This window comes from Thermostichus sp. MS-CIW-26 (assembly GCF_054059115.1).
On sequence record NZ_JBSSBV010000004.1, the window covers coordinates 106,578 to 126,635 of the forward strand.

Annotated in this window: 20 protein-coding genes; 10 read left to right on the forward strand and 10 right to left on the reverse strand. The window is 60.3% G+C overall.

Annotation, left to right across the window (positions count from 1 at the left end):
* Positions 1–39: 39 nt before the first annotated feature.
* The 8 genes from ACVWZU_RS02950 to ACVWZU_RS02985 all read left to right on the forward strand — a co-directional run bounded on the left by ACVWZU_RS02950 (position 40) and on the right by ACVWZU_RS02985 (position 9,205).
* The gene (locus tag ACVWZU_RS02950) at positions 40–1,212 is read left to right on the forward strand and encodes an amino acid ABC transporter permease (RefSeq protein ID WP_457443278.1); all 1,173 of its coding nucleotides are present in this window, start codon (positions 40–42) and stop codon (positions 1,210–1,212) included.
* 3 nt (positions 1,213–1,215) lie between these two features.
* Entirely contained in the window at positions 1,216–2,424 is a 1,209-nt protein-coding gene (locus tag ACVWZU_RS02955) for an amino acid ABC transporter permease (protein ID WP_457443280.1), read from the forward strand.
* A 158-nt stretch (positions 2,425–2,582) separates the two neighbouring features.
* Positions 2,583–3,365 carry a twin-arginine translocase subunit TatC gene (gene tatC / locus ACVWZU_RS02960; RefSeq protein WP_457443282.1) on the forward strand — a complete coding sequence of 261 codons (783 nt, stop codon included), beginning with the start codon at positions 2,583–2,585 and terminating at the stop codon, positions 3,363–3,365.
* On the forward strand, positions 3,355–3,969 hold the full coding sequence (locus ACVWZU_RS02965) for a nucleotidyltransferase family protein (protein WP_457443284.1): 615 nt from the start codon (positions 3,355–3,357) through the stop codon (positions 3,967–3,969). Before tatC ends, ACVWZU_RS02965 begins: the two co-directional genes overlap by 11 nt.
* The gene (locus ACVWZU_RS02970; protein WP_457443286.1) at positions 3,956–5,404 is read left to right on the forward strand and encodes an NAD(P)/FAD-dependent oxidoreductase; all 1,449 of its coding nucleotides are present in this window, start codon (positions 3,956–3,958) and stop codon (positions 5,402–5,404) included. The genes ACVWZU_RS02965 and ACVWZU_RS02970 overlap by 14 nt, the downstream gene beginning before the upstream one ends.
* Positions 5,405–5,489: 85 nt before the next feature.
* Positions 5,490–6,380: an LmeA family phospholipid-binding protein gene (locus ACVWZU_RS02975; RefSeq protein ID WP_457443288.1), complete on the forward strand. Its 891-nt coding sequence runs from the start codon at positions 5,490–5,492 to the stop codon at positions 6,378–6,380.
* Positions 6,381–6,604: 224 nt separating this feature from the next.
* Complete coding sequence (locus ACVWZU_RS02980; RefSeq protein ID WP_457443290.1) at positions 6,605–8,209, forward strand: hypothetical protein; 1,605 nt, start codon at positions 6,605–6,607, stop codon at positions 8,207–8,209.
* A gap of 78 nt (positions 8,210–8,287) precedes the next feature.
* Positions 8,288–9,205, forward strand: coding sequence for a methylenetetrahydrofolate reductase (locus ACVWZU_RS02985; protein WP_457387718.1), 918 nt, complete (start codon positions 8,288–8,290; stop codon positions 9,203–9,205).
* Here the strand turns inward: ACVWZU_RS02985 and dapB are convergent.
* The 6 genes from dapB to rpsL form a co-directional block, all read right to left on the reverse strand.
* Positions 9,202–10,062, reverse strand: coding sequence for a 4-hydroxy-tetrahydrodipicolinate reductase (gene dapB, locus ACVWZU_RS02990; protein WP_457443311.1), 861 nt, complete (start codon positions 10,060–10,062; stop codon positions 9,202–9,204). The two genes, ACVWZU_RS02985 and dapB, sit on opposite strands and share 4 nt — an antisense overlap.
* Before the next feature lie 121 nt (positions 10,063–10,183).
* Positions 10,184–10,501, reverse strand: a complete 318-nt coding sequence (rpsJ, locus tag ACVWZU_RS02995) for a 30S ribosomal protein S10 (RefSeq protein WP_011432557.1) — start codon at positions 10,499–10,501, stop codon at positions 10,184–10,186.
* Positions 10,502–10,625: 124 nt separating this feature from the next.
* Positions 10,626–11,855 carry an elongation factor Tu gene (gene tuf, locus ACVWZU_RS03000; protein ID WP_457443292.1) on the reverse strand — a complete coding sequence of 410 codons (1,230 nt, stop codon included), beginning with the start codon at positions 11,853–11,855 and terminating at the stop codon, positions 10,626–10,628.
* Between the two features lie 31 nt (positions 11,856–11,886).
* Positions 11,887–14,010: an elongation factor G gene (fusA, locus tag ACVWZU_RS03005; RefSeq protein WP_457439255.1), complete on the reverse strand. Its 2,124-nt coding sequence runs from the start codon at positions 14,008–14,010 to the stop codon at positions 11,887–11,889.
* Between the two features lie 153 nt (positions 14,011–14,163).
* Positions 14,164–14,634: a 30S ribosomal protein S7 gene (gene rpsG, locus ACVWZU_RS03010; protein WP_011432554.1), complete on the reverse strand. Its 471-nt coding sequence runs from the start codon at positions 14,632–14,634 to the stop codon at positions 14,164–14,166.
* Positions 14,635–14,717: 83 nt separating this feature from the next.
* Entirely contained in the window at positions 14,718–15,125 is a 408-nt protein-coding gene (gene rpsL, locus ACVWZU_RS03015) for a 30S ribosomal protein S12 (protein WP_011432553.1), read from the reverse strand.
* Positions 15,126–15,358: 233 nt separating this feature from the next.
* Between rpsL and ACVWZU_RS03020 the strand changes: the two genes are divergently transcribed.
* Positions 15,359–16,039: a ComF family protein gene (locus ACVWZU_RS03020; protein WP_457443294.1), complete on the forward strand. Its 681-nt coding sequence runs from the start codon at positions 15,359–15,361 to the stop codon at positions 16,037–16,039.
* Here ACVWZU_RS03020 and ACVWZU_RS03025 read toward each other — a convergent pair.
* The 3 genes from ACVWZU_RS03025 to ACVWZU_RS03035 all read right to left on the reverse strand — a co-directional run bounded on the left by ACVWZU_RS03025 (position 16,017) and on the right by ACVWZU_RS03035 (position 19,018).
* Positions 16,017–17,042: an HD-GYP domain-containing protein gene (locus ACVWZU_RS03025; RefSeq protein ID WP_457443296.1), complete on the reverse strand. Its 1,026-nt coding sequence runs from the start codon at positions 17,040–17,042 to the stop codon at positions 16,017–16,019. The two genes, ACVWZU_RS03020 and ACVWZU_RS03025, sit on opposite strands and share 23 nt — an antisense overlap.
* A gap of 193 nt (positions 17,043–17,235) precedes the next feature.
* The gene (locus ACVWZU_RS03030) at positions 17,236–18,174 is read right to left on the reverse strand and encodes a prohibitin family protein (protein WP_457443297.1); all 939 of its coding nucleotides are present in this window, start codon (positions 18,172–18,174) and stop codon (positions 17,236–17,238) included.
* 40 nt (positions 18,175–18,214) lie between these two features.
* Positions 18,215–19,018, reverse strand: a complete 804-nt coding sequence (locus ACVWZU_RS03035) for a prohibitin family protein (protein WP_011430154.1) — start codon at positions 19,016–19,018, stop codon at positions 18,215–18,217.
* A 248-nt stretch (positions 19,019–19,266) separates the two neighbouring features.
* On the opposite strand from ACVWZU_RS03035, the gene ACVWZU_RS03040 reads away from it, so the two are divergent.
* Positions 19,267–19,542, forward strand: a complete 276-nt coding sequence (locus ACVWZU_RS03040) for a hypothetical protein (RefSeq protein ID WP_414521754.1) — start codon at positions 19,267–19,269, stop codon at positions 19,540–19,542.
* Between the two features lie 81 nt (positions 19,543–19,623).
* Here ACVWZU_RS03040 and ACVWZU_RS03045 read toward each other — a convergent pair.
* Positions 19,624–20,058 (reverse strand): zinc ribbon domain-containing protein (locus ACVWZU_RS03045; RefSeq protein ID WP_457443299.1); only part of this gene is annotated, 435 nt, incomplete at its 5' end.

Consider the following 20,058-nt stretch of genomic DNA (forward strand, 5'->3'; position numbering starts at 1 on the left):
CCTATTCTCTGCTGTGCTCTGAATTTTTGCTTGCCCCGCATGACTTCTCTGTCCGACCAGTCCCACCTTCGCCCCCCCTGGTGGCGGGATGAGCGTATCCTGAAGCTCTTGCTGCAGGTGGCCTTTGTCGTGGCCGTGCTGCTGGTGTTCGGGATCCTCGCCCAAAATCTCCTCGCCAGCCTGCGCCGCCTGGGCATCAGTTTGGGCTTTCGCTTTCTGGGCAACTCTGCCAACTTTGGGATCACCGAGGGGCTGATCCCCTACGACCCTTCCGAGAGCTACCTGAAGGCTCTGGCGGTGGGAGCGGTGAACACCCTCTGGCTGTCGGCAGTCAGCATTGTGTTGGCGACGGCGATGGGCTTTGTCCTGGGGATGGCTCGCCTCTCCAGCAACTGGCTGGCCCGCCAATTGGCTACCGTCATCACCGAGATCTTTCGCAATGTCCCGGTGCTGCTGATCGTGATCTTCTGGTACCAGGGGGTGATCCTCACCCTGCCGGGGGTGCGCAACAGTCTCTCCATCGGCGGGCTTGTCTTTATCAACCAGCGGGGAGTGAAGCTGCCCGGGTTGGATTTGAGCGGATGGTTTATCCCTACACTGGCCATTGTGATTGGGGCTGGGTGGGGGATCCGCAAGCTGCTCCTAGTCTGCCGACCCGAGCTGGGATCCCGGCAGCGGAACCTGTGGGTGGCTGCGGGGGTGGCGCTGCTGGCGGTGGCCTGCTGGGTGCTCTTCCCAGAGCCGCCGGTGCGGCTGGATGTCCCGGTACTGGAGCGCTTTAACTTCCGGGGTGGGATCCAGCTTTCGGCGGAGTTTACCGCCATGATGCTGGGCTTGGTGACCTACACCGGCTGCTACATTGCCGAAGTGGTGCGGGGATCCTTTTTGGCGGTGCCGCGGGGGCAGTGGGAGGCGGCCCGGGCCGTCGGCCTGTCGGAGCTGCAAACCTTTCGCTTGGTGATTGTGCCCCAGGCCCTGCGGATCATGATCCCCTCCTTGAACACTCAGTATCTCACCTTGATTAAAAACTCCAGCTTGGCCATTGCCGTTGGCTTCTCCGATCTGTTCAACATCAGCAGCACCATCATCAACCAGTCGGGACGTTCGGTGGAGATGTTCGCCATCCTCATGGCCACCTACCTGACCTTTAACCTGGTGGTTTCCTACGGCATGAACTGGCTCAATGCCCGCGTCAAATTGGTGGAGCGCTAACCCATGCCCAGCAGTCTCTCCTCTCCGCTTATAGAAGAAGAAAAGGTACTCCCCCCCACGGAGAAACAAAGTCCGCTGGCTTGGGTGCGTCGCAACCTGTTTGACTCCTGGTTGAGCACCTTGCTCACCTTGGTCTCCGCCTTGGTATTGGCTTGGGCAATTTCCCTGTTCTGGAACTGGGCGTTCACCCAAGCCCGCTGGGAAGTGATCCCGGCCAACCTGAAAATCTTTGCCAGCGGCACCTACCCCAGCAGCCAACTGTGGCGGGTGTGGGCGGTGTTGGGAATTGTGCTGGCCACCTTGGGGGTAGCGGGGGGGGCTTGGGGCGGTGTGCTGCTGCACTACCTCATTCTCTTGGGAGCTGCTATGGGCTTAGCCGCGTTCCTGCCTTTGGGAACCCAGTCGCAGGGGTGGCTGGCGGTTTGCTCTGGCGTCACTTTTGCCGCTATTGCCCTCAGTCGCGGACGGGAATCCTGGCGGCTGGCTTCCATCTGGGTTTGGGCCTTGATCTTGCCCCTCTGTCTGGAGCTGCTGCTGGGCAACCTGGGCCCCAATTGGCCGGCAGTGCGAACCGAGCAACTGTCTGGACTGCTGCTTACCTTGATCTTGGCGGCAGCCGCCATGATCATCGGCTTTCCCATCGGGGTGTTGCTGGCATTGGGCCGAGCCAATCGGGCGTTGCCGGTAATCCGGATCTTCTGCACGCTGGTGATCGAGCTGGTGCGGGGGGTGCCCCTGACCACCATTCTGTTTGCCGCCTGGCTGTTGGTGCCCTTCTTTCTGGGGGGGATCAGCGTCAACCTGATCATCAGGGCGGAGGTGGCCTTCATCTTGTTTACAGCCGTGTACGTGGCCGAGGACGTGCGGGGCGGCCTGCAGTCAATCCCGCTGGGCCAGCTGGAGGCGGCACGGGCGCTGGGCTTGAACCCCTTTCAAGTGACCGCTTTGGTGATTTTGCCCCAGGCGTTGCGGGCAGCTGTTCCGGCGCTGGTGAACGAGTTCCTCACTCTCTTCAAAGACACGTCGCTGGTGTTCATTGTCGGCCTCATCGACCTGCTGCAGGCGGGGCGGGTGGTGTTCACCAACCCCAACTGGCTAGGCACCCAGCGGGAAGTGCTGTTTTTTATCGGCCTGATCTACTTCATCTGCTGTTTTGCCATGGCCTATGCCGCCCAGCAGGTGGAAAAGGCGCTGGGCTTGGGCAAGCGCTAAAAACTGCAACCGCTCCCCTTCCCAGTTTCATCTGCTCAGGCCCCGGGATCCCCTTAACAGGCCAGGGCTACATCCCCCTATAGCGGCTCGACAAGTGCTTTTCCCTGGAGAGGGGGCAGCGCTAAGATAGCGGGGAACGTTTCGTTACACCTTGGCCCATGACCCTTGCCTCTGAGACCGAGTCCCCGGAGCAAGCCGCGGCGGCCCCTGAGCCTGGTCGGGTGCGGGATCCGGAGTTTCCCTACGAGGTCGAGATGACCTTGATGGAGCACTTGGAAGAGCTGCGCAGCCGCCTGTTGGCCAGCGTGATCGCGGTGGTGATCTGCATCATCGCTTGCTTTGCCGTGGTGAACCGCATTGTCGCCCTGCTGGAGGTGCCCGCTCGGGGGGTTACCTTTTTGCAACTGGCGCCGGGGGAGTATTTTTTCGTTTCTGTGAAGGTGGCGGCCTACTCGGGGCTATTGCTGGCCACACCCTTTTTGCTCTACCAAATTGCCCGCTTCGTCTTGCCGGGGCTGAGCGTGAAGGAGCGCAAGCTGCTGGGGCCGGTGGTGCTGGGATCCAGCCTTCTCTTTGTGGCCGGCTTGGTCTTTGCCTACTATCTCCTCATTCCGGCGGCGCTTAACTTTTTCATCCGCTACGGCGAAGGGGTGGTGGATCAGGCTTGGTCCATCGACCGCTACTTTGAGTTTGTGCTGCTGCTGCTGTTCAGCACCGGCCTGGCCTTTCAGGTGCCGATTTTGCAGGCGCTGCTGGGGGCGCTGGGGCTGGTGACTGCCGAGCAGATGTTCAAGGGCTGGCGCTACGTGGTTCTGGGCGCGGTGGTGGCGGGGGCCATTCTCACCCCTTCGACGGATCCCCTTACCCAGAGCCTGTTGGCCGGGGCTGTGACGTTTCTATATTTGTTTGGCATTCTGCTGGTGAAGCTCCTTGGCAAATGAGCCGAAGCTGCATGCGCTGATCTTGGCGGCTGGGTTTTCCACGCGGATGGGAGAGCCGAAAGCCTTTCTGCCCTGGAAAGACGGGCAAACCCTGCTCTCTTACCAGATTTTTCAGTGGCGACAGGCGGGGTTTCAACCCTGGGTGGTGCTGGGATCCCAGCATCTGGCGGCAGCCCAACCCCACTTGGCAGGGGCAGAGGTGCTGGTCAATCCGGCTCCTGAGCTGGGCAAGACCCATTCCATTCGGGTGGGGGTGGAAGGGATCCCTGTCGATTTTCAGGTGCTGGCCATTTCGGCGGTGGATCAGCCCCGTCCGGCGTGGATCTACCACAGCTTGCTGGAGTACCATCTGCGCCATCGCGCTTGGGTTACTGTGCCGGTGCATCGAGGGCGACGGGGGCACCCTACCCTGATCGACAGGCGCTTGCGGGAAAAGCTGTTGGATCTCCGAGAAGAAACCCTGGGCCTGCGCCGGTTGTTGCAGGATCTGGGCAGGCGGGTACAGGAGGTGGAGCTCTACACTCCTGAGATCTTCCTGGACTGCAATACCCCTGCCGATATGGAGGCCGCTGCTGCCGGTTGCGACAGCGTTGCCCAGGAGTGAGGGGATCCCCTTCAGCACTTGTCCTGCGACCGGTCGCCTCAGCGGTACCGAGCACTTCGGCGTTGCCCAGCAAGATGTTCTTCCCATTGCTCGTATGAGAAAGGGCCTTTATCCTGCCAGCACCTACGATCCTGCCTGCCCGGTCGGCAGCTACTGGGAGAGCACGATAGCAGATCCCGGTTGGCGGCATCCGGCACCTTTGCAAGCGCAGGTGGGCGCGGAGGTGGTCATTGTGGGGGGAGGATTGACGGGGCTATCGACGGCCTTGCACCTGGCCCGCGACCACGGCATCCATGCTTGTCTGCTGGAGGCGGGATCCCTGGGTTGGGGGGCCTCGGGACGCAATGGCGGCTTTTGCGGGGTGGGGGCGAGCCACCTTACCCACACCCAGATGGTGCGGCGGGTGGGCCTGGCAGAGACGGAGCGCTACTACCGGGATCAATGGCAGGCGGTGGAAACCGTTCGGGAGCTGGCGGCCAGCGAGGGCTTCTCCCTAGAGGCTCAGGGACAGGGCTGCTATGCAGTGGCCCATCGTCCACAGGCATGGTCGGAGTTAGAGGCCGAGTACCTGATCTATACTCAGGTGGCGGGCTACCCGGCCCAGCTCCTCAACCCCAAAGAGCTGCGGGAACGCGGCTTCAACAGCCAAGAGAACCACGGCGCTTTGCACATCGGGGTGGGGTTTGGCCTCAACCCCCTCAAGCTCACCCAAGGACTGGCCCAAGCGGCCCACCGGTGGGGGGCGAAGCTGTACAGCGGCAGTCCGGTCACGGCCTGGGAAAAGGTGGGATCCCAACACATCTGTCACACGCCGGGAGGAACGGTGCGCGCTCGGCACTTGGTCATTGCCACCAATGGCTACACCCCAGAGGCCCTGTATCCCCAACTGGCGGGATCCCTGCTGCCGGCACTGTCCAACATCCTGGTCACCCGACCTCTGACGCCTCAGGAGCAGAAAGCGCAAGGGTGGTGGAATCCGACGCCACTCTACGACATGCGGCGGCTGCTGTTTTATTACCGCCTACTGCCGGATGGGCGTTTGCTGTTTGGGGGGCGGGGCGGCACCCGCGATACCCCGACGGAGCGACGGCAGTTGCGCGCTTGGATGACCCGACAGCTCTATCGTCTTTTCCCCGCCTGGGAAGGGGTGGAGATCGAGTATGCCTGGAATGGACTGGTCTGCCTTTCTCGACAGTTTCACCCCCATATTGGCCCTTCGCCGGCGGATCCCAGCCTGTGGTACGGCTTGGCCTATCACGGCAGCGGTGTAGCCACGGCGGTGTGGGCGGGCAAAATGCTGGCCCAGGAGATCGCCGGGATCCCTTCTCAGATGAGCGCTCTGTTTCGCCAGCCGCCCCGCTCTTTCCCTTTGCCCTGGCTACGGCTTCACTACCTGCGGCTGGGGTATCTTTGGTGGCAGTTGACGGATGGATAGCCTCTCCAAGTGTGCGGGGGATCCCTCTGTTCGGCAGAGAAGTCCTGCCCTAGTCTGGTCGTAGTTGGGTGGAAACCATCGCTTGTTGTTGCTCCCGAGGTATCCAGTGCTGCTCACGTCTTGCCATCGGCCCAGTCCAGATCCGTCTCCTCTCCAAACCCAATCGGCAGCCTGTCGCCGCCAACGGCTCTCGCAAGCAGGGCAGCGGCTGGGGTTTGCTCTGCTGCTCAGCCTACCCACCATGTTTTGGCCTTGGCCCCCCGGATTTGCCCAAATTGCCGGATCCCTTCTCAGCCCTTTGGTGGCGGCTTGGATCCGTTCTGAGGTGCAGAGGGTCGATAACCTGCAAGTGCAAATTGTCGGCTCCGACGCCCAGATTTTGAACGGGCAGATCCCTCAGGCCCAGGTGTCGGGAGACAACCTCAGCTATCAAGGCTTTCAGATCAGTCATCTGCGGCTGCAGGGCCAGGATATTCGCCTCAATGTGGGCGAAGCCATCCAAGGACGGAGCCCGCTGCGGCTATTGGCCCCTGTGCCGGTGCAGGTGAGTTTACGCCTCACCGAGGAAGACCTGAACCGCACCCTTCAGGCTCCCCTCATCCAAGCCCAACTGGCCCAGGCCCAGGTGCAGTTGCCCGTTGGGGGCCAAGTGGTGCCCTTTCTCATCCGCCAGCCTCAGGTCACGCTGGAACAGGGTCGGCTGCGCATCCAGGCTAACCTGACCACTCCGGAAGGGGTGGAAGCGCCGGTGACGGTGCTGACCGGCCTAGAAGCCCAAGGCCCCAACCGGTTGCGGCTGGTCAATCCCCTTTGGGTGAGCGAAGGCCAAGAGATCCCCATCCCCGGCCTGGCCGATTTCCCCATTCAGTTGGATCCCGGCGTGCGCATCGACCGCTTGGAGTTGCAGCCCGGCCAAATCCTCTACGAGGGGATCCTGACCATTTACCCAGAAGTCGCAACCGTGCCGCAGGGATAGTTCGCCTGGGCAGGACGGAGACCTTTCCCGTTCAGCAACGGGTGTGATCGGGATCAATCTCAAAGGGTGTGCCTCTGGGTGAGGATCCCTCTAGCAACCGGAGGGAAAGGGATCTTGCTGGCCGTTTGCGTTGGTGCCCCGTCGGGAACCGCACCGTCCACAAGACGAGAGCGGCATCGACTCCCTTCGGTAGCCGGGCAGGAGTGGTGTATTGAGGTGAGATCATGATCCAGCCATCCAACTGCAAACTCGACCCCTGGGTCGCGGTAGCGGTGCGGAGCACTTACGGCTGGGCGCTGCTGCTGATTTTGTCGGTTGGTTTTTTGGGGGGATGTGCTGGCGACCCGGTTTCTACAGTCCCTCTGGATGGCACTGCTGTCGGCACGCGGACGGCCACTCCTGAGGGCCGAACCTTCTCCGATATCTCGCCCGGTCGGGATCCCCGTCTGAAGCATCTTTGGGCCAGCTTTGTCATCAGCCCCCAGCAATTGCAATCTGCCCGCGAGGCTCCCGTTTCGCTCCATCCGCAGGCCATTCTCCCCTGCACCGACTGCGAGAGCCTCCGATGGCAGCCGGGATCCCCACCCCCCACTGCTTCCCCCGCTCCAGGCACCTACCGATCTGACCAGCTCACCTTCTCCTTCCGGGTTGAGCCCAACGAGACGTCCACCCGCCTCAGGGGTAGCTTTCACCTGGATACCACCACGCCTCTGATCCACCCCGGCGCAGGGGTGCGCTTGGTAATCCAACGGGCTTTCTGGGGGGAAGACCCGCTGGAACCGCTGCCACCTCCCCAGGACTTTCACCCTCAGCAGATCATCCGAGGCCAGTTCCAGGAGCGCAGTTGGATCCTCCCTTTCTCCCTGCCGCATCCCCCTGCCGGTGAGGTCTTGCCGCCGCTGCGGCTGGAGGTTGTTCTCACCTCGCCAATCCCACCCGATTCCGCCCCCTTTCTGCGGGGTAGGCCGCTGCCGCCACCTCCGGGTCGGCTGTATCACGGGGTCGCTTGGCCGGGCATTCCCACTTGGGATCAACTCCTCGCCTATCGCCAGGCCATCGGTCAACCCCCCGCCTGGGCAGCCGTGGATCACCTCTGGGATCCCCGCCAGGACTTTCCACAGCAGTTGGCCAGTCGCCTGCGGGAAAGCGGCTCAGTCCCCTACCTGCGCCTGCGGCTAGATCCAGCCCAACTTTCTGCCTTGGCCAATGGGGATCACGATGAGACCTTGCGCTCTTGGGCCCGCGGGATCCAGCGCTTTGCCACCCCCATCATCCTGGCCGTCGTCGTTGGCGACGGGGATCCCGAACGCGCTCGCGGTAGCGGTGGGGAGCCCTTTGGTGGGACGGAGTCCTCGCTGCAACAACGGGCTTACCAACACCTGATGCAAACCCTGCGCTCTGTTCGCGTTAGCGGGACGGAGTCCCCGGCCAATTTGCTCTGGGTGGTGGAGCTGGACGGAGAAGATGCCAAGGCCGTGTCCACCTGGGCTCGGTTCCCTGAGATGGACTGGCTGAGCCTACAGGTAACGGGGGATCCCGCCGCTTTTGAACCGCTGTACCGCCGCCTTGAGGCCCTCAACCCGGAAGTGCCTGTGGTGATCCGCGGGCCAGCCCTGGGCTCGGAAGCCTCTCAACCGCTGCTGGAAGGTCTGGAGGCGCAGCGCTGGCCTCAGGTGATCGGCTGGAGCTGGACTTTAAGCCCGGACGGGATCCCTCCTGCAGCCGCACAAGATTGGCGGCAGCATCTGCAACAGGGGGATCCCAAGATATGGCTGGGGGAAATGCGGGTGCAACTCCCGCCCAGCCCCCTTCCCTCGCCCAAGCTCTGAGAAAGGGCGCCCTGTCTGGAAAAACCTCCCGGAAAAGTCGATAATAGGCCAGCCCGTTTTACCTTTCCTTCAGGAATTGTGGCCCTGATCCCCTCATCACCTCCCCTGTCCCGCTTCGCCCAGGCCATCCAGCGGGGGGAATTTCTGCTCACCGCCGAGATCACCCCCCCCAAGGGATCCGACACCAGCACCCTGCTGTCTTTGGCCCAGCAGCTCAAGGGGCGGGTGCATGCCATCAACATCACGGACTCCAACCGAGCCATGGCCCGCATGAGCCCGTTGGCGGCCTCGGTGCTGTTGCATCAGGCGGGTGTTGAACCGATCCTGCAGTTGGCCTGTCGAGATCGCAACCGTCTGGCCCTGCAAGGGGATCTGTTGGGGGCCTCAGCCCTTGGCCTGCGCAATGTGTTGGCCCTCACCGGGGATCCCATCCACATCGGCGATTGCCCCGATGCCCGCCCCGTATTCGATCTGGAGTCGGTGCGCTTGCTGCAGCTTATCCAACGGCTGAACAACGGCCTCGATTGCAATGGCAAACCTCTCCCGGATGGGGGCACGCATCTGTTGGCAGGGGCAGCAGTAGAACCCCAATCGGGCAGCTTTTCCGGCCTGGAGCGGCGCTTCCACCGCAAGCTGGAAAACGGGGCCCAATTTTTCCAGAGCCAGATGGTTACCGACTTTGAGCAACTGGAGCGCTTCATGGATAAGTTGGGCCGTCCCGCTGGCAAGCCCATTTTGGCCGGCATCTTTTTGCTCAAATCGGCCAAAAATGCCGAGTTTATCAACCGCAACCTGCCAGGAGTGAAGATCCCAGACGGGATTATCCAGCGGCTGGCCAACGCCGCCCACCCCCTCGAAGAAGGGATCCGCATTGCCGCCGAACAGGTGCGGCAGGCCCGCCAAATCTGCCACGGGGTGCATCTGATGGCCGTCAAAGCCGAGCACCTCATCCCCCGCATCCTGGATGAGGCCGGGATCCCTCCCCTGACCCACTAGCTCAAGACCTGCTCCAGCCCGTAGACCAAACCTTGAAGCTGCAGCACCTTGCGGATCCCCAGGATCACTCCTGGCATAAAAGCTATCCGATCCGTGGTGTCGTGTCTCAACGTGAGGGTTTGCCCCATCCCACCAAAGATGACCTCCTGGTGGGCAATCAACCCCGGCAGACGAACGCTGTGAATGGGGATGTTGGGGCCAGAGAGCCCTCCCCGCGCACCGGGGATCAGCTCTTTTTCTTCCACTGAGGACCCCGTCCCGCTGTCGCGAACGGGCGGGTTAAAGGTTTTGCCCAATTGTCCCAGCCGTTGTGCCGTCTGTAGAGCCGTGCCGCTGGGGGCATCCGCTTTGCGGTTGTGGTGCAGCTCGATGATCTCAACGTGGTCAAAATACTGGGCCGCCTGCAGCGCCATCTGCTGCAGCAAAATCATGCCGATGGCGAAATTGGGCGCGATTAAACAGCCCACACCCGACTTGTCCGCCAGATCCCGCAGCCGCTCCACCTGCTCCGGCGTCAGGCCCGTCGTCCCCACCACCGGGCGTACGCCAAAGGCAATGGCCGAGCGAACATGTTCAAAGGCCGACCGAGGATGGGTAAAGTCCACCATTACGCCGCGGCTGCTGCGCTGCGACAACCTCAGCAACTGCCCCGGCAGGTCGTCGGTAATCTCCACCCCCAGGGATCCCAGGCCCAGCACCTCGCCAATATCCGAGCCCAGTTGAGAGCGGGCCACCGCCCCCACCAACCTCATGTCGGGCGTCTGGGCAACGGCTCGCACCACCTCTCGCCCCATTTTGCCCAAGGCCCCCACCACCAAAACTGGGATGGGGGATTGGGCCGCTCCTGGAGCTGCCAACCCCTGAGAGGGGTCTGCACCACTATCGCGATCGACCGGATCAACCGATGTTGTCACCCGCTGCTGCCCTCATCCAAGCTCTACGAAATGACTGCGAAAGCGGGGGATCCCTGCAGATCCATCACAGCTTCACCTCGATATCTACCCCTGCCGGCAGATCCAGCTTCATGAGAGCATCGATGGTTTTGGAAGAGGGGGAATAGATGTCGATAATGCGCCGGTGGGTGCGGGTTTCAAAATGTTCCCGCGAGTCCTTGTCGATGTGGGGGGAGCGCAGCACACAGTAGATGCGGCGCCGAGTAGGCAAAGGAATCGGGCCAACCGGCACGGCGTCGGTACGACGAGCCGTATCCACGATTTTGTCGCAGGAAGTATCCAGCAGCCGATGATCGTAAGCCTTCAGGCGGATACGAATTTTCTGTTGAGTCAAGGTAGGCATGGCCGGAGAGCAATCCAGAAAAAGGGGGACTCAAAAAAGCTGGCAGGGAAAGTGCTCCGCGCCACTATCGCAACTGAGTTGGTCTGGGGCCGTCGGCACTCAATCCCTGCCAGGAAAAAGCAGCTTACTTCAGGATCTTGGAGACAACACCCGCTCCGACAGTACGGCCACCCTCGCGGATAGCAAAGCGCATCCCCTGCTCAATGGCGATGGGCTGGATCAGCTCCACCGTCATCTTAACGCGGTCACCAGGCATCACCATCTCTGGCTGGGATCCGTCATCAGCCGTGAAGGAAGAGATGGTGCCGGTTACATCGGTGGTGCGCACATAGAACTGAGGACGATAGCCGGCAAAGAAGGGCGTGTGGCGACCTCCCTCCTCTTTCTTGAGGACATACACCTCAGACTCGAAGTTGGTGTGGGGAGTAATGGTCTTGGGCTTGGCCAGCACCATGCCGCGCTCCACTTCGTTCTTCTGAATGCCGCGCAACAGCACACCAACGTTGTCGCCGGCGATCCCCTCATCGAGGGTTTTTTGGAACATTTCCAGGCCAGTAACAGTGGTGGAGCGAGTTTCCCGCAGGCCCACCAATTCCACCGTTTCGCCCACTTTGATGCGGCCCCGCTCGATCCGGCCCGTGGCCACCGTGCCCCGACCAGTAATCGAGAAGACATCCTCCACAGCCATCAGGAAGGGCTTGTCCACATCCCGCTCAGGCGTGGGAATGTAGGAGTCCACCGCATCCATCAGCTCATAAATTTTGTCCACCCAAGGATCTTCGCCCCGCTGGGTTTTGGGGTTGGCGGTCATTCTTTCTAGGGCTTTCAGCGCCGATCCTCTGATGATGGGAACGTCGTCGCCGGGGAAGTCGTATTTGGAGAGAAGCTCCCGCACTTCCAGCTCCACCAACTCCAGCAGCTCTGGATCGTCCACCATGTCTGCCTTGTTCAGAAAGACCACCAAGCTGGGCACCCCTACCTGACGGGCCAACAGGATGTGCTCCCGTGTTTGGGGCATGGGACCATCAGCTGCAGACACCACCAAGATGGCCCCATCCATCTGAGCCGCGCCTGTGATCATGTTCTTCACGTAGTCGGCGTGGCCGGGACAATCCACGTGGGCGTAGTGACGGCTGGCAGTCTGATACTCGACGTGGGCGGTGTTGATGGTAATGCCGCGAGCTTTTTCCTCTGGCGCTGCGTCGATCTCATCGTACCTTTTGGCTGTGGCCTGACCCAAAGCAGCCAAGGTGGTGGTGATGGCAGCCGTCAGGGTGGTCTTGCCGTGGTCAACATGGCCGATGGTGCCAACGTTGACATGGGGTTTGGTGCGTTCAAACTTAGCGCGTGCCATGAATCATCACTTCCTTTTTGGTTTCAGTCAGCTACTCATTTCCTTTGTTTTTGGCAATGATGGCTTCGGCGATACTGCGAGGAACTTCCTCGTAGTGGCTGAACTCCATCGTGAAGGTGCCTCGACCCTGGGTTTTGGAGCGAATGTCGGTGGCATAGCCAAACATCTCCGCCAACGGAACCTTGGCATTGACTTTGGTAATGCCGCCTTCTGTATTCATCCCCTCCATCTGGCCGCGGCGGGCGTTGATGTCCCCGATGACATCCCCCACAAAGGCTTCAGGGACTTCCACCTCGACCTTCATCATCGGCTCCAGCAGGGTAGGGCTTGCCCTGCGAGCGGCCTCCTTCAGAGCCATCGAACCGGCGATCTTGAAGGCCATTTCGCTGGAGTCCACCTCGTGGTAGGAGCCATCCACCAGAGTGGCGCGGATGTCGATCAAGGGATAGCCCGCCAGCACACCGGATTCGCAGGCTTCCCGGATCCCTTGCTCGGCTGGCCCAATGTATTCTTTGGGCACAACGCCACCCACAATCTTGGAAACGAACTCAAATCCTGTACCCGGCTCCGCCGGCTCTAGGTCGATAACCACATGGCCGTACTGGCCGCGGCCACCACTCTGGCGAACAAACTTGCCTTCCACGCGGCTAACCGGCTTGCGAATGGTTTCGCGGTAGGCCACCTGTGGGTTACCAACATTGGCTTCTACGTTGAACTCCCGCAGCATCCGATCCACCAAGATCTCCAGGTGCAGCTCGCCCATCCCAGAGATGATGGTTTGATTGGTCTCGGGATCCACAGACACGCGGAAGGTGGGATCCTCCTTGGCCAGGGCCTGCAGGGCCTTGGAGAGCTTATCGATATCGGCTTTGGTTTTGGGTTCTACCGCTACTGAGATCACCGGCTCTGGGATAAACAGAGACTCCAGGATCACCGGCGCATTTTCGTCGCAGAGGGTGTCTCCGGTGGTGGTGTCCTTGAGGCCCACCACAGCTCCCAGATCTCCTGCCCGCAGCTCATCCACGTCCAAGCGTTCATCGGCCTTCAGCACCACCAACCGCGAAATTCGCTCCTTCTTGTTCTTGGTGGAGTTGAGCACATAAGTACCTTTGGTCAACACCCCCGAGTAGACGCGAATAAAGGTGAGATCCCCGTACTTATCACTCATCAACTTGAAGGCCAGGGCGGAGAAGGGCTCATCGTCGCTGGCACGGCGGGACACTTCTGAGCCATCTGGCAGCACCCCCTTGATGGCCGGAATATCCACAGGCGAGGGCAGGTAATCCACCACCGCATCCAGCAGCATCTGGACTCCCTTGTTCTTGAAGGCAGAGCCACACAGCATGGGCACAATTTGGCCGCTGATCGTGCCTTTGCGCAGACCCGCCATCAAGTCGGCTTCGCTCAGATCTTCTTCGGCGAAGTACTTTTCCATCAGAGCTTCGTCCGTCTCGGCCACTGCTTCCACCAGCTTGGCCCGATACTCTGCCACGAGATCTTTCATCTCCTCAGGGATGGGGGCCGGACGAATGTCTTTGCCGATCTCATCCATATAAATGCGGGCTTGCATCCGCACCAAGTCAACAATGCCGCAAAACCCGTCTTCGGCACCGATGGGCAGTTGGATGGGCACAGCATTGGCCTTGAGGCGCTCTCGGATCTGGTTGTAAACCTTGAGGAAATTGGCCCCCATGCGATCCATTTTGTTGACGAAGGCAATGCGGGGCACATTGTAACGATTGGCTTGCCGCCAGACGGTCTCAGACTGAGGCTGCACGCCGCCCACCGAGTCAAAGACGGCGATCACCCCATCCAGCACCCGCATGGAGCGCTCAACTTCAATGGTGAAATCGACGTGCCCAGGAGTATCGATGATGTTGATGGTGTACTCCGGTGCGCCGGAGAGGGGCTGGGAAGGATTTACGGGATCCCGCTTAGTCCAACGGGTGGTGATGGCCGCAGCAGTGATGGTGATGCCCCGCTCCCGCTCCTGGGCCATCCAATCGGTGACCGCAGTTCCGTCGTGAACTTCGCCAATTTTGTGCACCAGACCGGAGTAGAAGAGAATCCGCTCTGTGGTCGTGGTCTTGCCAGCATCGATGTGAGCCGCGATGCCGATGTTTCGGACTCGTTCTAGGGGAACTGTGCGTGCCACGTCAACCTCCCAATCCTCGTCGCCCTGCGACTTGGGCAAACTAAAAAATCCTTTACAATTCTAATCTTTTTTGCCGATTTTTCTCCACCTCGCTGGAACTCGGGCTGGGCAGAACAGGGATCCCAAAAGTCTCCACTGCTCCGCCAGGCTAGTTCAGTAGCGGTAGTGGGCAAAGGCCTTGTTGGCCTCGGCCATGCGATGCACCTCTTCCCGCCGTCGAATGGCGCTGCCGGTTTCGTTGGCTGCATCGATCAGCTCATTGGCCAACTTGGCGGCCATGGTGCGACCTGGACGAGTGCGCGAAAAGGTCACCAACCAGCGCAGCGCTAGGGAAGTGCCCCGTTCTCCTCTCACCTCCACAGGCACCTGATAAGTGGCTCCGCCCACCCGGCGGGCTTTCACCTCCACCAGTGGGGTGGCGTTGCGAACAGCATTTTCCAGCAAGGGCAGTGGGTCTTGGCCAGTGCGCTCCCGCACAATGTCCAGAGCTTCATAGAGGATCCTGGCAGCCAGGGATGCCTTACCCCTCATCATCAACTTGCGGATCAGCATGGTAACCAGACGGCTCCCATACTTGGGATCCGGGGGCACATCACGACGGGGGGCACGGTTGCGGCGAGACATAGGAGCTGGGTTGCTTGTTCAGATGGGGATGGCAGAAAGAAAGATGACGAGTGGGATATGGAGGGTTGAGGGTGAGGGCAAAGCTATTTTTTCTTGCCAGCGGCGGCTGGAGCTTGGCCCGGCTTGGGCCGTTTCGCCCCGTATTTGGAGCGGCCTTGTTTGCGGTCTTTGACCCCTGCAGCGTCGAGGGTGCCCCGGATAATGTGGTAACGCACGCCGGGCAAATCCTTAACCCGCCCACCGCGAATCATGACCACAGAGTGCTCTTGTAGGTTGTGGCCGATGCCGGGAATGTAAGCGGTGACCTCAAAGCCGGAAGTGAGGCGAACGCGAGCCACTTTTCGCAGCGCTGAGTTGGGCTTTTTGGGCGTTGTCGTGTACACTCGGGTGCAAACCCCCCGCCGCTGTGGACAAGCCTTCAGGGCAGGAGACTTGGTCTTGCGAGCGGCAACGCTGCGCTCCTCACGGATCAGTTGCTGAATGGTGGGCATGGGCTGGCAGAGAAGGTCACGGCTCAAATTTTAAATTATCCGGTTGAATTATCCGGCGATATTGAATCCTAGCAAGGCGGGATCCCAGCGTCAACTTGGGGATGGACTGCTGGGCTGTTAGCCTGGCCGAGTCTGAATTTCGGCCTCGTTCCCCCCTTGCCTCAGCTTTTTAGGAGACTCTGCACACCAGAAAGGATCCCTAGCAGACGATGGGCTGGTTAGATTGGTGGATTGTGCCTCCATGTCCGCTTTGCCGGCGCCCTGCCAAGGCCGTGTTCTGTCAAGACTGTCAAAGGCGGTTGCAGGCGGAGCGCCTTGCCACTTGGCCAGTCACCACCTCGCCTTGGCCACTTTACGCCTGGGGGATCCACCGGGGGGCGCTGCGCAGGGCCATCTACTGCCTGAAGTACGAAGGACAACGGCGCATTGGCTCGGTTTTGGGAGAATGGCTGGGATCCCGCTGGGTGGAAAGCCGACAGCCGTCTTCAGGCTCCCGTAGGGCCTATGGCTTGGACTATACGGTGGTGCCCATCCCGCTTCATGCGGAGCGCCTGCGGCAACGGGGCTATAATCAGGCAGCCTTGATCAGCCAGGCTTTTTGCGAGCGCACCGGTCTTCGCCACCTGCCCGATGCTCTGGTGCGGGTGCGGGCCACAGCGGCTCAACATGAGCTCAACCCGCTGCAACGACAGCACAACTTGGCCGGGGCCTTTGCCCTGAAACAAGTTCCGGCCACACCGGTGTTGCTGGTGGATGACATCTACACCACCGGCTCTACTGTGCAAGCCGCCCAGCAGGTGTTGGCCGCTGCCGGGATCCCGGTGGCCGGAGTAGTTGTCGTCGCCCAAACCCCAAAAGCTGCCTGTCCAGCCTGGCCCGGAACCCTAGCCCCTATCCCGCCTCCAGCAGATTAAAGGCCGTAACAAACATAAAGTCACAAAACTCGCGCACCAAGTTCGGATCCCGCCAGCCCTTGCGGGTTTCCTCCCGCAGCACTTCCAGGGCCTGTTCGGCGGTCAGGGCCGGTTTGTAGGGGCGAGAGGAGATCAGAGCGTCGAAAATGTCGATCACCTGAAAGACGCGGGCCAACAGAGGGATCTCTTCGCCTGCCAGCCCATCCGGGTAGCCGCTGCCATCCCAACGCTCGTGGTGGTGGCGGATGATCGGCAGCACATCCTGCATGGTGCGCAAGCCCCGACAAATGTCTTCGCCGATCAACACATGGGATTTCATGATCTCCCATTCTTCCGGGGTATGCTTGCCCTGCTTGCACAAAATCGCATCCGGGATCCCGACTTTGCCGATGTCGTGCAGGTAGCCGCCCCAGCGCAGGGCCTTGATCTGTTGACGAGACAGCCCCAAGTAACGACCAAACTGTTCCCCCATGACCACCAAGCGTTCGCAATGGTCACCCGTGGTGGGATCCCGGCTCTCCACAGCGCGGGCAATGGCAAACAACACCTTGGCGGCGTGATCCAGATCTTCGTTCAAGCGCTTTTGGTGGATGGATGAGCGTACCCGCGCCAGCAGCTCCACGTGATCGAAGGGCTTGGTCAAAATGTCGTCGGCCCCCACCTGCATCCCCATCAGGCGATTGGAGCGGTCGGTCAGGGCAGTGATCAGCACAACGGGGATCAGGCGGGTCAGCTCATTGGCCTTCAGTTGCCGGCAGACATCGAACCCGCTCATGTTCGGCATCAGCACATCCAACAGCACCAAGTCTGGCCGAAGCCGCTCCACAGCCTCCAAAGCCTCTTCGCCGTTGGTGGCCTCGCTCACGCGGAAGTGGGCCGACCGCAACAGCTCACCGATGTAGAGGCGGCTGCTGGCCTGATCGTCCACCACCAAAACATGATCCGCCTCCGCCAGCTTCGGGTTTAGACGGGGAAAGGGGGTGTGGATCAGGTGGGAGTTCATGGTGGTAAAACCTAGCCTTGCATCGAGTGCGAGCTTTCCCCCTCAGCCGGATTCGGCGCAACTCTACGAGGGATCCCAGCCCAGACCCCTGGCGGTAGGATGTCAACGAACTCGAATGACATCCCTTCGCCTTCAGATCTGGACACACTTTATACTCAGACTTTTAAGTCTGTACTCCGCAACTTCGCTGAACCTACTGCCCTCTTTGCAGGGCTGCCTGATGGGGATCCACATTGAGAAACACGGTGGCATCTCCCTCGACGCGGATGATGCGCAAAGGGGGCAGCGAGCCCGTCGGGTTTTGGATGCGCTCTTGCAGCTTTTCGTAGAACAGCAGATCCGCCAGTTGCGCGTTCTGCGCTGCCGCTTGTCCTTTCAGCTCAATGGCCCGCTGGTTGGCCGCCGCCAGGATTAACAGTCGCTCCGTCTCTTTTTCCTGGATCTGCGCCCGTACTGCCGCCGTCTGTGCTGTAATCGAGGCCACCTGTTTGCGTTCAATCGAGTCTCTTAAGGCTTGTGGGAAATCGGGGTTGCCCAGAAACAGGCCCTCCACCTGCACCAGAGGCAGGGTTTGGCCATCGCGGTTGACAGTAGGCATCTCTTGGCGAATCAAGTCCAGCGCTTGTTGTTCGATGGCAGCCCGCTGGCTTTTCCGGTAAAAGTCTTCCGAATTGAAAGAGGCGGAGATATCCCGGATTTTGGAGCGCACCACCGGCACCACCACCGTGGAAAGATAGTTCTCGCCGATGTTGGCGTGCAGCTCGTCCAAAGTGGCGAGGTTGGGCTTGAGGGCAATGGCCACATCGATGGCAAAGGCTTGCCCATCGGCGGTGTTCACGGTGATGGCGTTGCTGATGGCATTGGCCGAGGCAGGGTCGTTGGTAAACTCCCAAACGCGGGTGAGCACGGTGTAGGTGATCGGCGTTTCGATCCCTGGGATCCGGAAGATGACCCCTGGCAGTTCCACCCGCCCCTTCTGCAACCCGGAAAAGGTATTGAAAACTACAGTGGCATGTCCGGGCAAAGTGACGTACAGGCAAGCGCGGAGCACTCCCAGGGCCGCCAAGACGGCGATCCCTCCTACGGTTAACCAACCCACTCTGCTTTGGGGTGCTTCTCCTGTTGGATACATGGCGGCTCCTCGTGGAAAGAGGATGAAAAAGTGCTGGTTGCTATTTGGTAACCAGAGTTTCCAGGCGGGATCCCAGTACCGCAGCTTTCACCACCTCTAAGTACTGCGGATTTTGAGTGAGGGCCTGTGCTTTGGCTCGCAATTGACCGGCTTCCGCCTCCGCTTGAGAAATGATGGCGCGGGCATCTTGGCGGGCCTGCTCGATCTCGAACTGCTTTTGCGCCAGTTGATTTTCAGCAATGGTTTTTGCCTCAATGGCCGCTACAAAATCGGGATCGAAATCCACATCCCGCAGCAGAAAATCCAAAACCTCGATGCCGTATTCCTTCAGCAGAAGAGCCACCCGTTCGCGGATTTGGCCCTGGAGCAGCGGACGCTCGGTAGAATACAGAGCCTGGGCAGAAAAGCCGCTGGTCTCATTCAGAATGACCGACCGGACGATGGGGGCGATGCGATCCAGGTAATTTTCCCCCAGTTGCGTATAGACCTTGGGGGCGTCCACAATGCGAAACTGCAGCGTCGCCTCAGCCGCAATCTGCTGCCCATCCTGAGAAAGCGCCACCAGCCGCGGCGCGTAGGCGGTCGGGTCGTTGTCTTTCCAGGTCAGAGCTTGGGTTTTCACATCAAAGATGACTGTGCGAGAGACAAAGGGCGGCACCCAATGGAGACCAGGCTGCAAAGCCATCGGGCTCACCCCCCCTCCCCAGGTGAACACCACCATATTTTCTCCATTGCCCACCAGTCGCAGCGGCCTGCCCATCGCCACTAGGATCAATACGGCTCCGGCAAGGGTGGCCTTGGGCAACCAGCGACCAACTCGCCTTTCCCAACCTTCTGCTCGCATCTCCCCATCTCCTGCGCATGCAGCCATTCTCGCGGCTGTGGGGAAATGAGGCTGAGAAATCGCCGCTATCTTTTAAGTTTTCTCCAGGGATCCCGCGAGAGATCCCGCGCTTGCTCGCCCACTGTTCTCAACGATGTCGAGAACTCTACAAAGTTTACAAAAGATTACTTCATACTTTGCAAAGACCCGTGACAGACAAGCGAAAAGGGAAGAAGATTAAAACATAATAAAGATTTGGGTTGCCGTTCATGCTACCTACTGTCGACTACGAGCGGCGAGACATCCAGGTGCCACCCTCGTGCATTCCCGCTGCCGCCCAGGCCTTGATCCGGCAGGGGGTATCCATCTGCTGGCGGGAAGAGAGCCTGTCTGCCCTAATTCGTCTCGGATCCAAAGGAGCCGCCGACCGAGCCGCCATTCTGCTGGTGGAAATGAGCCTCATGGGCCAACCTGAGGAGCTAAAAAGCTGGCTGGAGATGTGCTGGCAACTGCCCGCTTGTCCCAGGGAACCGCTGCAGGTGTAGGGGTACCCTCTGTGGACGAATGCGGGATCGGCTTCTGTAGCTATTCCTCTGTAGCTACTGTAAACTACCCGGCTCCGACCGCTAAGCGGTACGGAGCGGGCTTTCAGTAGCCCTGGGCCTGCTCTGCTCTACCAGAGAACAAAACAAGCCCGGACCTCCAGGCTGGTTTACGGCAGCCCCCAAGAGCGCAATTACGTTTGCACCATTCAAGTCCGCATCTCCTTCCCATCCACAGTGCCCACACTTAAACTTCTTCCCACTGCGATAGGATTGCGCAGGGTCGGGATGGATGTGCAAACACCGGTGGCAGGTCTGCGACGTGTAGGCAGGCGGCACCAGAATCAAAGCAACTCCTGCACGCAGAGTCTTGTATTCCAGAAACTGCCTCAGTTGGTAGAACGCCCAACTGTTGGCCCTGCGTCGCTCGGCTTTGCTGCGGGGTTGTTGGTTGATACGCTCCCGTATCCCTGTCAAGTCTTCCAGAGCAATAGCGCTGTTTGTGACCTTTGCCCTAGA

Coding starts and splice junctions, on each gene's coding strand:
- ACVWZU_RS02950 (WP_457443278.1), top strand. CDS start 40: ATGACTTCTCTGTCCGACCAGTCCCACCTTCGCCCCCCCTGGTGGCGG.
- ACVWZU_RS02955 (WP_457443280.1), top strand. CDS start 1,216: ATGCCCAGCAGTCTCTCCTCTCCGCTTATAGAAGAAGAAAAGGTACTC.
- tatC (WP_457443282.1), top strand. CDS start 2,583: ATGACCCTTGCCTCTGAGACCGAGTCCCCGGAGCAAGCCGCGGCGGCC.
- ACVWZU_RS02980 (WP_457443290.1), top strand. CDS start 6,605: ATGATCCAGCCATCCAACTGCAAACTCGACCCCTGGGTCGCGGTAGCG.
- rpsJ (WP_011432557.1), bottom strand. CDS start 10,501: ATGCCTACCTTGACTCAACAGAAAATTCGTATCCGCCTGAAGGCTTAC.
- tuf (WP_457443292.1), bottom strand. CDS start 11,855: ATGGCACGCGCTAAGTTTGAACGCACCAAACCCCATGTCAACGTTGGC.
- rpsG (WP_011432554.1), bottom strand. CDS start 14,634: ATGTCTCGCCGCAACCGTGCCCCCCGTCGTGATGTGCCCCCGGATCCC.
- rpsL (WP_011432553.1), bottom strand. CDS start 15,125: ATGCCCACCATTCAGCAACTGATCCGTGAGGAGCGCAGCGTTGCCGCT.
- ACVWZU_RS03025 (WP_457443296.1), bottom strand. CDS start 17,042: ATGAACTCCCACCTGATCCACACCCCCTTTCCCCGTCTAAACCCGAAG.
- ACVWZU_RS03030 (WP_457443297.1), bottom strand. CDS start 18,174: ATGTATCCAACAGGAGAAGCACCCCAAAGCAGAGTGGGTTGGTTAACC.
- ACVWZU_RS03035 (WP_011430154.1), bottom strand. CDS start 19,018: ATGCGAGCAGAAGGTTGGGAAAGGCGAGTTGGTCGCTGGTTGCCCAAG.
- ACVWZU_RS03040 (WP_414521754.1), top strand. CDS start 19,267: ATGCTACCTACTGTCGACTACGAGCGGCGAGACATCCAGGTGCCACCC.